General features: G+C 73.3%; 13 protein-coding genes. 8 read left to right on the top strand and 5 right to left on the bottom strand.

Going from position 1 to position 13,052, the window contains the following annotated elements; all coding sequences use genetic code 11:
- Nucleotides 1–297: 297 nt before the first annotated feature.
- On the bottom strand, nucleotides 298–1,167 hold the full coding sequence (locus AC27LF_RS13375; RefSeq protein ID WP_479656532.1) for a 3-hydroxybutyryl-CoA dehydrogenase: 870 nt from the start codon (nucleotides 1,165–1,167) through the stop codon (nucleotides 298–300).
- Between the two features lie 175 nt (nucleotides 1,168–1,342).
- Here AC27LF_RS13375 and AC27LF_RS13370 point away from each other — a divergent pair, with 175 nt between their 5' ends.
- Nucleotides 1,343–2,668 (top strand): glycoside hydrolase family 10-like protein, encoded by a 1,326-nt coding sequence (locus tag AC27LF_RS13370; protein WP_479656531.1) that lies wholly within the window; start codon nucleotides 1,343–1,345, stop codon nucleotides 2,666–2,668.
- On the opposite strand, the gene AC27LF_RS13365 is transcribed toward AC27LF_RS13370, so the two are convergent.
- Nucleotides 2,669–2,872 carry a DUF1918 domain-containing protein gene (locus AC27LF_RS13365; RefSeq protein WP_479656530.1) on the bottom strand — a complete coding sequence of 68 codons (204 nt, stop codon included), beginning with the start codon at nucleotides 2,870–2,872 and terminating at the stop codon, nucleotides 2,669–2,671.
- 12 nt (nucleotides 2,873–2,884) lie between these two features.
- Nucleotides 2,885–3,835, bottom strand: coding sequence for a DMT family transporter (locus tag AC27LF_RS13360; RefSeq protein WP_479656529.1), 951 nt, complete (start codon nucleotides 3,833–3,835; stop codon nucleotides 2,885–2,887).
- On the opposite strand from AC27LF_RS13360, the gene AC27LF_RS13355 reads away from it, so the two are divergent.
- From AC27LF_RS13355 to AC27LF_RS13345, 3 genes are all read left to right on the top strand, one after another.
- A complete protein-coding gene (locus AC27LF_RS13355) occupies nucleotides 3,834–5,267 on the top strand; it encodes an aminotransferase-like domain-containing protein (protein ID WP_479656528.1) in 1,434 nt (477 codons plus the stop codon). The two genes, AC27LF_RS13360 and AC27LF_RS13355, sit on opposite strands and share 2 nt — an antisense overlap.
- A gap of 181 nt (nucleotides 5,268–5,448) precedes the next feature.
- The gene (locus tag AC27LF_RS13350) at nucleotides 5,449–5,886 is read left to right on the top strand and encodes a GNAT family N-acetyltransferase (RefSeq protein WP_479656527.1); all 438 of its coding nucleotides are present in this window, start codon (nucleotides 5,449–5,451) and stop codon (nucleotides 5,884–5,886) included.
- A 71-nt stretch (nucleotides 5,887–5,957) separates the two neighbouring features.
- Entirely contained in the window at nucleotides 5,958–6,551 is a 594-nt protein-coding gene (locus AC27LF_RS13345; protein ID WP_479656526.1) for a histidine phosphatase family protein, read from the top strand.
- Here the strand turns inward: AC27LF_RS13345 and AC27LF_RS13340 are convergent.
- Together AC27LF_RS13340 and AC27LF_RS13335 are read right to left on the bottom strand one after the other, a co-directional pair.
- A complete protein-coding gene (locus AC27LF_RS13340; protein WP_479656525.1) occupies nucleotides 6,533–6,985 on the bottom strand; it encodes a DUF6314 family protein in 453 nt (150 codons plus the stop codon). The two genes, AC27LF_RS13345 and AC27LF_RS13340, sit on opposite strands and share 19 nt — an antisense overlap.
- Nucleotides 6,982–7,227, bottom strand: a complete 246-nt coding sequence (locus AC27LF_RS13335; protein WP_479656524.1) for a hypothetical protein — start codon at nucleotides 7,225–7,227, stop codon at nucleotides 6,982–6,984. Before AC27LF_RS13335 ends, AC27LF_RS13340 begins: the two co-directional genes overlap by 4 nt.
- A gap of 630 nt (nucleotides 7,228–7,857) precedes the next feature.
- Here AC27LF_RS13335 and AC27LF_RS13330 point away from each other — a divergent pair.
- The 4 genes from AC27LF_RS13330 to argC are packed head-to-tail and all read left to right on the top strand — an operon-like array spanning nucleotide 7,858 to nucleotide 12,983.
- Complete coding sequence (locus AC27LF_RS13330; protein WP_479656523.1) at nucleotides 7,858–10,497, top strand: YfhO family protein; 2,640 nt, start codon at nucleotides 7,858–7,860, stop codon at nucleotides 10,495–10,497.
- Nucleotides 10,498–10,517: 20 nt separating this feature from the next.
- Nucleotides 10,518–11,468: a glycosyltransferase family 2 protein gene (locus AC27LF_RS13325; protein ID WP_479656522.1), complete on the top strand. Its 951-nt coding sequence runs from the start codon at nucleotides 10,518–10,520 to the stop codon at nucleotides 11,466–11,468.
- Complete coding sequence (locus AC27LF_RS13320; RefSeq protein WP_479656521.1) at nucleotides 11,468–11,899, top strand: GtrA family protein; 432 nt, start codon at nucleotides 11,468–11,470, stop codon at nucleotides 11,897–11,899. Before AC27LF_RS13325 ends, AC27LF_RS13320 begins: the two co-directional genes overlap by 1 nt.
- A gap of 55 nt (nucleotides 11,900–11,954) precedes the next feature.
- The gene (gene argC / locus AC27LF_RS13315) at nucleotides 11,955–12,983 is read left to right on the top strand and encodes an N-acetyl-gamma-glutamyl-phosphate reductase (RefSeq protein WP_479656520.1); all 1,029 of its coding nucleotides are present in this window, start codon (nucleotides 11,955–11,957) and stop codon (nucleotides 12,981–12,983) included.
- Nucleotides 12,984–13,052 lie beyond the last annotated feature (69 nt).

The raw sequence follows: 13,052 nt of genomic DNA, 5'->3' as shown, positions 1-13,052 counted from the left end.
GTGTTCCGCATCCCTTGCATGCGCATGAGGAGTCAACTCGCCTGGTGGGCGCGAGGGGAGCGTGTGCGAGGTGCATATGCGGGTCCGGCGCGCACACGCCGTGTGAAACCCACGGGCCCGGCCCCGAACCCGGCGCCGGGCCCACACAACGTCGCTCCGGGTAACCGGCGCCGCGCCACAGGACCGCCACATCAGCCGCTCCGTCCAAGCGCGGCTACGGGGTCGTGGTCCAAGGCCCGCGGGTTCGATGATCAATTGCCGAACCGTTCCGGCCGTGCGCGGCGGTGTTCGGGTGGGTCAGCCGTAGGTGTAGAAGCCCGAGCCGGACTTGCGGCCGAGGCGGCCCGCTTCGACCATGCGCTGGAGCAGCGGGGGAGCGGCGTACAGAGGTTCCTTGTACTCCTGGTACATCGAGTCGGCGATGGAGACGATGGTGTCAAGGCCGATCAGATCGGACAGCTTCAGCGGGCCCATCGGGTGGGCGCAGCCCAGCTCCATGCCGTTGTCGATGTCCTCGCGGCCCGCGATGCCGGACTCGAACATCCGGATCGCGGACAGCAGATAGGGCACGAGCAGCGCGTTGACCACGAAGCCGGACCGGTCCTGGGCGCGGATGGCGTGCTTGCCCAGCACCTTCTCGGCGAACAGCTGAGCACGGCTGAGCGTGCCCTCGGAGGTGGTGAGCGCCGGGACCAGCTCGACGAGCTGCTGTACCGGGGCCGGGTTGAAGAAGTGGATGCCGACGACCTGATCGGGGCGGCCCGTGGCGACGGCCAGCTTCACCAGCGGGATGGAGGATGTGTTGGAGGCGAGGATCGCGTCCGGCCGGGTCACCACCTGGTCGAGCACCTGGAAGATCTCCGTCTTCACCTGCTCGTTCTCGACGACGGCCTCGATGACCAGGTCGCGGTCAGCGAACTCGCCGAGGTCGGTGGTGAAGCCGAGGCGTGCCTGCGCGGCGTCCCGCTCCGCCTCACTGATCTTGCCGCGCTCGGCGGCCTTGGCCAGGGAGTTGAACAGCCGGGTGCGGCCGATCTCCAGGGCCTCGCCGGTGGTCTCCGCGACCTTGACCTCCAGACCGGCGCGGGCGCAGACCTCGGCGATGCCCGCCCCCATCTGACCGCACCCGACCACCCCGACACGTGCGATATCCGAGCTGCCCGTCACATCGTCCCCTTCGCTGGTCCACGGTCGGCGCGGCGCCTCCGGATCGCGCGCCTGCTCCGATCGTGCACGTTACTCCCAAGTATCGATGATCGATCGCGCGGGGCGGGGCATCCTGGGCCCCGGGACGATCCGTGACGGGCGACGCCATGGATCCGCGGTGGACGGGGGTGCGCAGATGAGGCCGGTCTCACGCCGGGCGTTCGCGGTGGCGCTGTCGACGCTGGTGACGGCACCGGGCGCCGCGGCGGCACCCGGTGGCCTGCCCTCGGCAAGTGGCGGTGCGCCCGCGGCAAGTGGTGCGCCCGCGCCGGGTGGTGCGCCGGCGTCGGGTGGTGCGCCGGCGCCGGGCGGCGCGACGGCACCGCGTCGGGCCTCCACCGAGATGCGGGGCATGTGGCTGGCGACGGTCGACAACCACGACTGGCCCTCGCGTCCGGGCCTGACCGCCGCCGCCCAGCGCGCCGAGCTGATCGCCCACCTCGACCGGGCCGTCAGCGACCGCCTCAACACGGTCGTCCTCCAGGTCCGGCCGACCGCGGACGCGCTGTGGCCCTCGCCCCACGAGCCCTGGTCCGCGTATCTCACCGGCACCCAGGGCCGCTCCCCGGGCTGGGACCCGCTGGGCACGGCCGTCACCGAGGCGCACGCCCGCGGGCTGCAACTGCACGCCTGGTTCAACCCGTACCGGATCGCGCTGCACGCCGACCCCGCCCGGCTGGCCGCCTCCCACCCGGCCCGCAGGCACCCGGACTGGGTGGTGCGCTACGGCGGCAGGCTGTACTACGACCCGGGCCTGCCGCAGGTCCGCGCCTTCGTGCAGGACGCGATGCTGGACGCGGTGGCGCGGTACCCCGTGGACGCCGTCCACTTCGACGACTACTTCTACCCGTACCCGGTCGCCGGGGAGAGCTTCGACGACGACGCCGCGTACGCCGCGTACGGCGGCGGCTTCACCGACCGGGCGGCCTGGCGCCGCGACAACATCGACAAGCTGGTGCGGGAGACGGCCGCCCGGATCCGGCGGATCCGGCCCGGCACCCAGTTCGGGATCAGCCCGTTCGGGGTGTGGCGCAACGCGTCGAGCGACAGCCGCGGCTCGGACACCCGGGCGGGCGTGCAGACGTACGACGACCTGCACGCGGACACCCGCACCTGGGTCACAGGGGGCTGGATCGACTACATCGTCCCGCAGCTGTACTGGAACATCGGCTTCGCCGTCGCCGACTACGCAAGGCTCGTGCGCTGGTGGTCCGAGGTCGCCGAGGGCACCCGGACCCGCCTGTACATCGGCGAGGCCCTGTACAAGGCGGGTGCCGCCGGGCAGCCCGCCGAGTGGCAGGACCCGGCCGAGCTGTCCCGGCACCTTACCCTCGCCGCCGGGCACGCGCAGGTGCGCGGGCATGTCTTCTTCTCCGCCCGGGACCTGGCGCGAGATCCGATCGGGGCGATGGCGCGGGTCGTCGCCGACCACTACCGGCGGCCGGCGTATCCCCCGCGCTGACTAGTGGGCCTGGGGTTCCTGGTTCCGGTGACGGATCTCGCAGTCGGGGCCGGGAGCCATCACGGCCTCGTGGCCGTCCGGGAAGCGCACGCGGTAGGGCGGGTTGCCCTCGGTGCCCATCACTTCGACGACCTCCGAGACCTGGTCGTGCTGGCCGACCACCCTGCCGTGCTGGACAAGCTGGTCGCCCACGGTTGCACGCATCTGCGGGCCTCCTCACGAACGTGATCGTTGGGTGACGGCGATGCACACGAGCACCGCGGCGGCGGTCAGCGGGGCAGCCGCCGTGAGGTGCTCGCCCAGCAGCAGCACCGACCACACCAGTGTGAGCAGCGGCTGGGCCAACTGCAACTGGCTGGCCTTGGGGATGCCGATGGCGGCCATGCCCCGGTACCAGACGACCAGGCCGAGGAACTGCGAGCCCGCCGCGACCCACAGCAGCCCGGCCACACCGTGCCCGGTCAGCCGCACGGGCTCGTACGACAGCGCCAGCGCGGCGGCCGGCACGGTCAGCGGCAGACACAGCAGCAGGGCCCAGCCGATGACCTGCCAGCCCGGCATGACCCGGGCCAGCCGGCCGCCCTCGGTGTAGCCGGCCGCGCACACCAGCAGGGCCGCGAACAGATAGCCGTCGGCGGCCGTGAGCGATCCGCCGCTCTGCTGCACGGTGAAGCCGAGCACCGCCGCCGCGCCCGCCAGGGCCGCCGCCCAGAAGGTGCGCGAGGGGCGGGTGCCCATGCGCAGGGCCGACAGCAGCGCGGTGGTCAGCGGCAGCAGGCCGACGACGACGGCGGCATGCGCGGTGGTGGACGTCCTGAGGGCGAGCGTGGTCAGCATCGGGAAGCCGAGCACCACCCCGGCGCCGACCACGGCGAGGCCCGGCAGCTGCCGGGCCTCGGGCAGCGGAAGCCGCCATCGCATCCGCCCGCGCTCCCGGGACACGCCCACCGCGCACAGACAGCAGCCCGCGATCACCGCGGCCAGCACGCTGCGGACGGCCACCAGCGACCAGGGTCCGAAGCCCTCCAGCCCCCATGCGGTGGCCGGGAAGGTGAGCGAGAAGGCGACGACGCCGAGTGCGGCCTGGAGGGTGCCGAGGCCGACGCCGTCGCGGGGACCGGTGACCGCTATCCGGGTGGCGCCAGCAGCGCTACTCTTCACTCTCATGCATGAGCGTAGCAGCGTCGGTGAACTGGCGGAACGGCTGCGGCAGGAGATGGACCGCTATCCACCGGGTGGAAAGCTCCCGTCGAGCAGGTCCCTCGTCGAACGGTTCCGGGTGAGTCCGGTGACGGTCTCCCGGGCCCTGGCGCAGCTGTCCGCCGAGGGGCTGGTGGTGACCCGGCCCGGCGCCGGGGCGTTCCGGGCGCGGCCCCGCACCACGGCCGCCCGCGACGCCGACACCTCCTGGCAGGAGGTCGCGCTGAGCGCCGACGGCGCCGCCGACCTCGTACCGCGCACCGTCGACGCCTCCGGGGTCACGGTCTGCCTCGCCGCGCCGCCACCCGGTGTGCTGGAGTTCAACGGCGGCTATCTGCATCCCTCGCTGCAGCCCGAGCGGGCCATGGCGGCGGCCCTCGCCCGCGCCGGGCGGCGGCCCGGCGCCTGGGGGCGCCCGCCCCTGGAGGGCCTGCCCGAGCTGCGGGAGTGGTTCGCGCGCGGCATCGGCGGCGGCGTCACGGCGGCCGAGGTGCTGGTCGCGGCGGGCGGGCAGACCGCGCTGGCCACCGCGCTGCGGGCGCTCGCCCCGCCGGGCGCGCCGGTGCTCGTCGAGTCCCCGACCTACCCGGGCATGCTGGCGCTCGCCCGCGCGGCCGGGCTGCGCCCGGTGCCCGTGCCGGTGGACCCGGACGGGGTACGGCCGCGGCTGCTCGCCGACGCGTTCCGGGCGAGCGGCGCCCGGGTCTTCGTCTGCCAGCCCCTGTTCCAGAACCCGACCGGCGCCGTCCTCGCGCCCGACCGGCGGGCCGAGGTGCTGCGGATCGCCCGGGAGGCCGGCGCCTTCGTGGTCGAGGACGACTTCGTACGGCGGCTGGTGCACACGGACGCGGGGCCGCTGCCGCGACCACTGGCCGCGGACGACGTGGACGGCGTCGTCGTGCACGTCGGCTCGCTGACCAAGGCGACCTCGCCCAGTCTCCGGGTGGGTGCCCTGGCCGCGCGGGGGCCGGTGCTGGAACGGCTGCGCGCCATCCAGGTCGTCGACACGTTCTTCGTGCCCCGGCCGCTCCAGGAGGCCGCGCTCGAACTCGTCGGCTCGCCCGCCTGGCCGCGCCATCTGCGCGCCCTCTCGGCCGAGTTGACCGCCCGCCGCACCGCGATGACGACGGGCCTGCGGCTGCGGCTGCCCGAACTCGCCCTGCCGCACGTCCCGTCCGGCGGCTACCACCTGTGGGTCCGGCTGCCCGACGGCACCGACGAGGCCGCCCTGACCGCCGCGGCGCTGCGCGCGGGCGTCGCCCTCATCCCCGGCCGCCCCTACTTCAGCGCCGAACCCCCCGCGCCGCACGTACGGTTGAGCTTCGCCGCGGTCTCCGGGACCGCGGACATCAGCGAGGGCCTGCGCCGGCTGCGCACGGCCTGCGACGAGATCTTCTGAACGGGGCGGACCCGTGGACGGTGACGCGGCGGAAGACGCGGGAGGAGACGGGCCTCGGCAGCGGTGGCCGGAACCGGCCCGTACCTGCGGGGCATTCCCGTGTGACGGGGAGGGGTGCCGGCGGTCTCGCCGCGGGGGAAATTGATCGACGTGCGCGGGGAGAGGCTGGCAGCATCGCCGCATGAGCGACGCATTCGGACTGCCCGAGGGATACGAGTTCTCCGCCGACAGTGAGCGCATCGACGTCGAGCGTGTGCACACATGGCTGTCGACCGACGCCTACTGGGCGAAGGGACGCCCCCGCGACAAGCAGGAGACCGCGGTCGCCTCCTCGCTCAACTTCGGGGTGTACGACACGGTGTCGGGGGAGCAGGTGGCGTACGCGCGCGTGGTGACCGACCGGGCGCTGTTCGCCTGGCTCGCCGACGTCTATGTCGAGCCGTCGGCGCGCGGCAAGGGCATCGGCACGGCGCTGGTCGGGGCCGTGGTCGAGCACCTTCGGCCGTTCGGCCTGCGCCGCCTCCTGCTGGCCACCGACGACGCGCACGGCGTCTACGCGAAGCACGGCTTCACCCCGCTGCACCGGCCGGAGCAGTGGATGGTGCACGTCTTCGAATAAACCCCCGGGCCCTAGCCATCTCCCCGGCGGTCCCCCTTGACCTGGGTACTCGGGCGGCACACCATCACCGCATGCCACTTCGGGTGACGTTCGTCGCCGCCGCGCGCAGCTCACCGCTGCTCGCCGAACGCTTCCAGGACGACCGGCCGCTGGACCAGGCGGGCTGGGACGAGGTGTTGCGGGTCGCGGGGGAGTTGCGGCCGCTGGCGGCGGCCGACCTGCGCTACTGCTCGCCGACTCCCCGTAGCCGGGCGACCGGCGACGCCCTCGGGTATGCGCCGTTGGTGCAACTCGCCCTGCGTGACTGCGACATGGGCCGTTGGCGCGGGCTCACCCTGGGCGAGGCGATGGCCCGGGAGCCGGAGTCGGTGGACGCCTGGCTCGCCGACCCGCGCTCCACCCCGCACGGCGGTGAGTCGCTGCTGGCCTTCATTTCCCGGGTGGGCGGCTGGCTGGACACCCGGCCCGCCGACGACGGCGGCCGCATCGTCGCCGTCGCCGAGCCGTCGGTGATCCGCGCGGCCCTCGTCTATGTGCTGAAGGCGCCACCCGCGACGTACTGGAACATCGACGTCCGCCCGCTGTCCGCGGCCACGGTCACCGGCCGGGCGGGCCGCTGGAACCTGCGTGTCGACGGCGCGCCGGCTCAGTTGGCGCGCTCGTAGTCGGTGACGAGGAGGAGATCCTTCGCGGGGCCGCCCACCCGCCATACCGTCCGCCAGTGGTCCGCGTCCTGGACGGTGAACTCGCCCCGGTAGAGGTCCGCCGCGCACGGGTGGTCGGCTACATGGCGGCCCGAGGTCAGGTCCAGGTCGTGGAAGGGCCGTCCGTCGGCGAAGCGGACGTCCGCCGTGCCCGCGACGGCGCCCGGCAGAAAGCGCAGGGTCCGTTCGGCGGGCCGCGGCACCCCACGCCAGGTGAACGTGCCGGACTCCTCGTGCAGCAGCCCGCCGCCGGGCAGCGGGCTGAAGACGGTGCCGCCCGTGAACCGGCCCTCGTCACCGCTCGCCAGGTCCCGCACGGCGCGCTCGACGCGCCAGCGCCCACCCAGATAAGCGAACACGTCCGGCACGCTCCGCACCACGTCGTCCGCCGTCATGGGGCACCCGTCCTCGGGCCGGTCGGGGAGCCGGTGGGTGCCTTGCGCTGCGCCTGGGCCCGGACCTCGTAGTGCGCGGCATGGCTCGTGGCGCTGAACGCCTCCTCGTACGCGGCCAGGGCGGCGCCGATCCCCGCGCCGGCCGCACCGCGGCGCCGGATCAGCCGCGCCAGCCAGGCGAAGAAGCCCAGGACGACGACAAGCCCCCCGAACAGCACCAGGTACGGCAGCAGCACATCCACGCCCCCGACCCTACGTCCCCGAAGAGCCCGGGAAACAGCAAGCCCAGCCACGCTGCCACCACAGCCACCGACCGGCAGTAGCCCCTGAAAGGGGCGCGGGGAACGGCGCGCTCAACCACGACGTCGCCGCAGCCACCGACCGGCAGTAGCCCCTGAAAGGGGCGCGGGGAACTGCGCGCCCAGCCACGACGGCGCCGCAGTTGAGGGACCGCGCCCCCCCCGGAGGGAGGGGCTGGCGCTCAACCACGACGGCGCCGCAGTTGAGGGACCGCGCACCCCCCGGAGGGACTGGCACCGCGATCGACCTGGGCGCCGCCGTCGCGTCGAGACCCGCTCCTACGGCCCACCCGGCTACAAGCCGACGTCGGGGGGCGGGGCGGTGCCCCGGGGACCGCAGCCGCCCGGTCCAATTCACCTTTCGTGCATGTTCTGGAAAGCCGCCGTTTTCCCCATGGTCGGCGGGGATTCCGCAAACGCGTGGGTATTCGGAATTCTTGGCATCAGATCGGCCGGTGACACAACCAACCGGAATTCAGGCCCGTCTAACCCGGCGAATCAGTGAAGCGCGGGGATTGACATCCCCGGCCGGGACGCCGCGCGTTCCGAATTCCCTCTGGGGGCCTCCCGAGAATGCACCGCCCGACCCCGCCCGGTGACAGCCGAGTCACCGGGCGAACCGCAGCCCTGCTCGCCGCGGCCATCACCGTCACCGCACTGTGCGCGGCCGACGCGATCGCCCGCTGCTACCCGTTCGGCCCCCGCACCCGCAGCGTCAACGACCTCGGCAACCAGTACGTACCCTTCCACGCCCACCTGTGGGACCTGCTGCACGGCCGCGCCGACGGCGGGCTCCTCGTCAACTGGCAGTCCGGCTACGGCGCGAGCTTCCTGCCCGACATCGGCACCTACCTCGGCAGCCCGTTCGCCCTGCTCGTCGCGGTCTTTCCACGGGACGAGATCGACCTCGCGGTGTACGTCGTCACCGTGCTGAAGACGGCGGCCGCCGGCGCCGCCATGGCCTGGCTGCTGCTCGCCCTGCGCCCCGGCCGCTGGTGGGCGGCCGGTCTGCTGGGCGCCTCCTATGCCCTGTGCGGCTGGGGCGTGGCCGTCGCCATCTACAACCCGATGTGGATCGACGGCCTGATCGCCCTGCCCCTGCTGTGCCTGGTCGGCGAGTGGACCCTGCGGCGCAGGCGGCCGGTCCTCGGCGTGCTGATCGTCGCGCTCGCCTGGATCGCCAACTTCTACACCGCGTACATGGCCACCCTCGCCGCCGGACTCGTGCTGCTGCTCCGGCTGCTGCTCTCCGGACTTTCGCGCCGGCAGGCGCTCGCGGCGGCCGGCCGGGCCGTCGGCACCGTCGCGCTCGGCATGGGCCTGGCCGCACCGCTGGTGGCCGTCGTGTACTTCGGCACGAAACACGCCTACCCCGGCCGCGAGGGACACTTCGTCCCGGTCGCCACGGACGACCTGCTGGCCCGGCTGCTGCCGACGACGTACAGCTTCGGCACCCCGGCCCTGTACGTGGGCGTCACCGCGCTGCTGCTCGCGCTCGCCCTGCCGTTCCACCGGGCGGTGCCCCGGCGGGTGCGCGCGGGCTGGACGCTGCTGGTGATCGCGGTGACCCTGTCGCTGCAGTGGGCGCCGACGCAACTGGTCTGGCACGCCTTCGCCACCCCGCAGGGCAGCGCCTACCGGGAGGCGTTCGTGCTGTGCGCGGTGCTGGTCATGGCCGCCTGGCACACCCTGTCCCACGGCCTGCCCGACTGGCGCGCGCTGGGCGCGGCGAGCGCGCTGCTCGCGCTGATCGCCGCCGTCGCGAGCCGCAGCGCGCTGGTGCACGGCTACACATGGGCGGTGTTCCTGCTCGCCGTCGTGGGCGCGCTCGGCGGGCTCGCCCTGCTCGTGCGGCAGGGGCAGGACCGGCCGGCCGCCGGGCGCCGGCACGCCGTACTGGCCGGCTGCGCCGTCGCGCTGCTCTTCGGCGGGCAGTTCGGCGAGGCCGCCGCGACCTCCGCGGTGGCCAGCCGGCTGCGCCTCGCCCACATGGACGACTACGCGCCCTGGGGCGAGCGGCAGCAGCGGCAGGCCGACGCGATCGCGAGCGCCGACGACTGGCCCCGCTACCGCACCGAACCGGGCCGGGACCAGACCGTCTCCAACGACCCGCTGATGGTGGGCGGCCAGGGCGTCCAGTACTACAGCAGTCTCACCTCCGACGTCCTCAGCCGCACCCTGACCGCCGTCGGCGGCGGCTGGACCTCGCGGGGCCGGAGCCTGCAGAGCCTGGACAACCCCGTCACGGACGCGGTCTTCTCCGTCGGCGCGCGGGTGCACTCCCCGCCGGACCCGCACCAGTCGTGGCTGCCGAAGGACGGCGGCCCGGTCACCGTGTCCCGCGCGCAGGTGCCGCCCCTGGTGACCGTGCGCCCGCCCGGCACCCAGGCGCACACCGGTGTCGCGGCCTTCGGGCCGTCGCCGTACCGCAACCAGGAACGACTGCTGGGCAGTCGCGTCTACACCCTGCCCCGCGCGACGGTGCGCACCGGCGCCGGCGGGCCCCCGCGGCGCGGCGACGCCCGGCATCCGGGGCTGCTGGTCACCGTGCCCGCCCGCGGCACGGACCTGCCCACGATCACGGCGCGCTGCACGGCCGGCGACCGGGTCTTCCTGTGGGCGCCGCACTTCTCGGGCACCGCGCGGCTCGCCGGCGGCGGACCCCTCGCCCGGTTCCGGTCCGACGCCGAGGGCGCCAAGATCGCGGCCATGCAGCCGCTCGGCACGGTTCCGGCCGCCGGAGGGCTGCGCATCGAGCTGACCCCGGACCGGCCCGGCCGGGTACCGGAGCGCGGCGCGGTCGGCTGCCTGGACACCGCCGCGCTGCGCACCGCCGTCGACGGGCTGCGGGCCACCGCCGCCACCGAGGTGAGTGTCGACGACGGCACGCTGCGGGCCGAGCTGCCCGCCGGCAGCAAGGGCACCGCCGTCGTCGCGGCACCGCGGATCGCCGGCTGGCGGTGCGCCGCGGGCGGCGCCGAGGAGCAGCCCGCGGGGGAGTACTACGGGCTGATCGCGGTGCCCCTGGACGGCTCCGCGACCAGTCTGAGCTGCACGTTCCACCCGCCGGGACTGCGGCTGGGCGCGGCGGCGGGGGGCGCCGCGCTGCTGACCCTGATCCTGCTCTGCGTCCTCGGCGCCGTCCGCCGCCGACGGGCCGCGGCACCGACGACCACGACCGAACAAACCGAGCGCCTCACCCACGCTCTGTGACCGCCCAGGGGGAAGAACCCATGCTCATCTCGATCGTCGCGCCCTGTTACAACGAGGAGGACGTCCTCGGACGCTTCCACGAAGCGGTGCAGAAGGTCGCCGATGAACTGCTGCCGCTCGGGCACGACATGCAGTTCGTGTACGTCGACGACGGCAGCCGCGACCGGACGCTGGTCGTCCTGAAGGAACTCGCCGACCTCGACGCCCGGGTGCGCTACGTCTCCTTCAGCCGCAACTTCGGCAAGGAGGCCGCCCTGCTCGCCGGGCTGCGGCACGCCACGGGGGACTGCGTGATCGTCATGGACGCCGACCTCCAGCACCCGCCGGAACTGATCAAGCGCATGGTCGAACTGCGCGGACAGGGCCACGACCAGGTCATAGCCAGGCGCACCAGGACGGGCGAGGGGATCGCCCGCACCCTCACCGCCCGCCTGTACTACCGGACGGTCAACCGGCTCGTGGACGTGGAACTCGTGGACGGCGTCGGCGACTTCCGGCTGTTGTCGCGGCGGGTGGTGGACGCGGTCCTCGACCTCACCGAGTACAACCGCTTCTCCAAGGGCCTGTTCGCCTGGGTCGGCTTTCCCAGTACCACCTTCGAGTACACGAACACGGTGCGCGAACACGGCCGCAGCTCCTGGACCCTGCGCAGCCTGCTCAACTACGGCCTCGACGGGCTGCTCTCCTTCAACAACCGGCCACTGCGCGCCGCCCTGTACCTGGGCCTCGGACTGCTGCTGTGCGCGGGCGTGTACACGGCGTGGATCGTGGGCGCCGCGCTCGTCAACGGCGTGGACACACCCGGCTATGTCACCATCATCACCGCGGTCACCGCCTTCGCCGGGGTGCAGATGATCATGCTCGGGGTGATCGGCGAGTACACCGGCCGGATCTACTACGAGGTCAAGGGGCGCCCGCACTTCCTGGTGAAGGCGACCAACGTGGAACGGACGAAAGACCTCATCCCCTGATGCGTACCGCGACGACCAGTCCGACGCCCCGCCCGGCGATGCGGCCGCTGCCGCGGCAGATGGCCACCTTCGCCGTCGTCGGTGTCGTGAACACGGGCACGTATTACGGTCTCTACCTGCTGTTCCTGATGCGTTTGCCCTATCTCTTCGCGCATGTTCTGGCATTCCTGCTGAGCATGATCGGATCCTTTTTCCTCAACGCCCGTTTCACCTATCGGACGCGCCCCACCTGGCGGAAATTCCTGCTGTTCCCGCTGACCAACGCCACCAATTTCGTGATCACCACGGCGGGTGTGTACGTGATCGTCGGCGTGCTGCACGCGGGCAGCCGGTTCGCGCCGCTGCTCGCGTCCGCGGCGGCGATTCCGGTGACCTTCGTGGTCTCCCGCTGGGTGATGCTGCCCCGGGTCGCTGAGGGGGAGACCGCATAGGATTGCATAAACGTGCAGCGAAACGTATAGTCATGCCATCCAGGAGGAGGGTGACATGGCGGTACGTGCGGCGGTGGCCGGAGCGAGCGGATACGCGGGCGGAGAGGTCCTGCGGCTGCTCCTCGCACACCCCGAGGTCGAGATCGGTGCCCTGACCGGCAACTCCAACGCCGGCCAGCGGCTCGGCGCGCTCCAGCCGCATCTGCCGCCGCTGGCCGACCGGGTGCTGGCCGAGACCACCCCCGCGGCCCTCGCCGGGCACGACGTGGTCTTCCTCGCCCTGCCCCACGGGCAGTCCGCCGCCGTCGCCGAGCAGCTGGGCCCCGACGTCCTCGTCATCGACATGGGCGCCGACTTCCGACTCAAGGACGCCGCCGACTGGGAGCGGTTCTACGGTTCCGGGCACGCCGGGACCTGGCCCTACGGCCTCCCCGAACTGCCGGGTGCCCGCGCCGCGCTGGAGGGGTCCAAGCGCATCGCGGTACCCGGTTGCTATCCGACCGCCGTCTCGCTCGCCCTCTTCCCCGCCTACACGGCGGGCCTCGCCGAGCCCGAGGCCGTGATCGTCGCCGCCTCCGGCACCTCGGGCGCGGGCAAGGCACCCAAGCCGCACCTGCTGGGCAGCGAGGTCATGGGGTCCATGTCGCCGTACGGCGTCGGCGGCGGCCACCGGCACACCCCCGAGATGATCCAGAACCTCAGCGCCGCGGCGGGCGAGCGGGTCGCCGTCTCCTTCACCCCGACCCTCGCGCCGATGCCCCGCGGCATCCTCGCCACGTGCAGCGCGAAGGCCCGCGGACAGGTCACCGCCGAGTCGGTGCGCGCCGCCTACGAGAAGACCTACGCCGGCGAGCCGTTCGTCCACCTGCTGCCCGCCGGACAGTGGCCCGCCACGGCGTCCGTCCACGGTTCCAACGCCGTTCAGGTGCAGGTCGCGTACGACGCCGCCGTCGGACGCATCATCGCGATCAGCGCCATCGACAACCTGACCAAGGGCACCGCGGGCGGCGCCGTCCAGAGCATGAACATCGCCCTCGGGCTCGACGAGACCACGGGGCTCTCCACGATCGGAGTCGCACCGTGAGCGACGACCGTGCAGCCGCCGGGCTGCACACGACGACGAAGGCCGCACCGCCGCGCCGCACGGGCGCGG

The sequence above is a fragment of the Streptomyces diversicolor genome, assembly GCF_057537855.1.
This window is presented reverse-complemented; position numbering and strand designations above follow the sequence as displayed.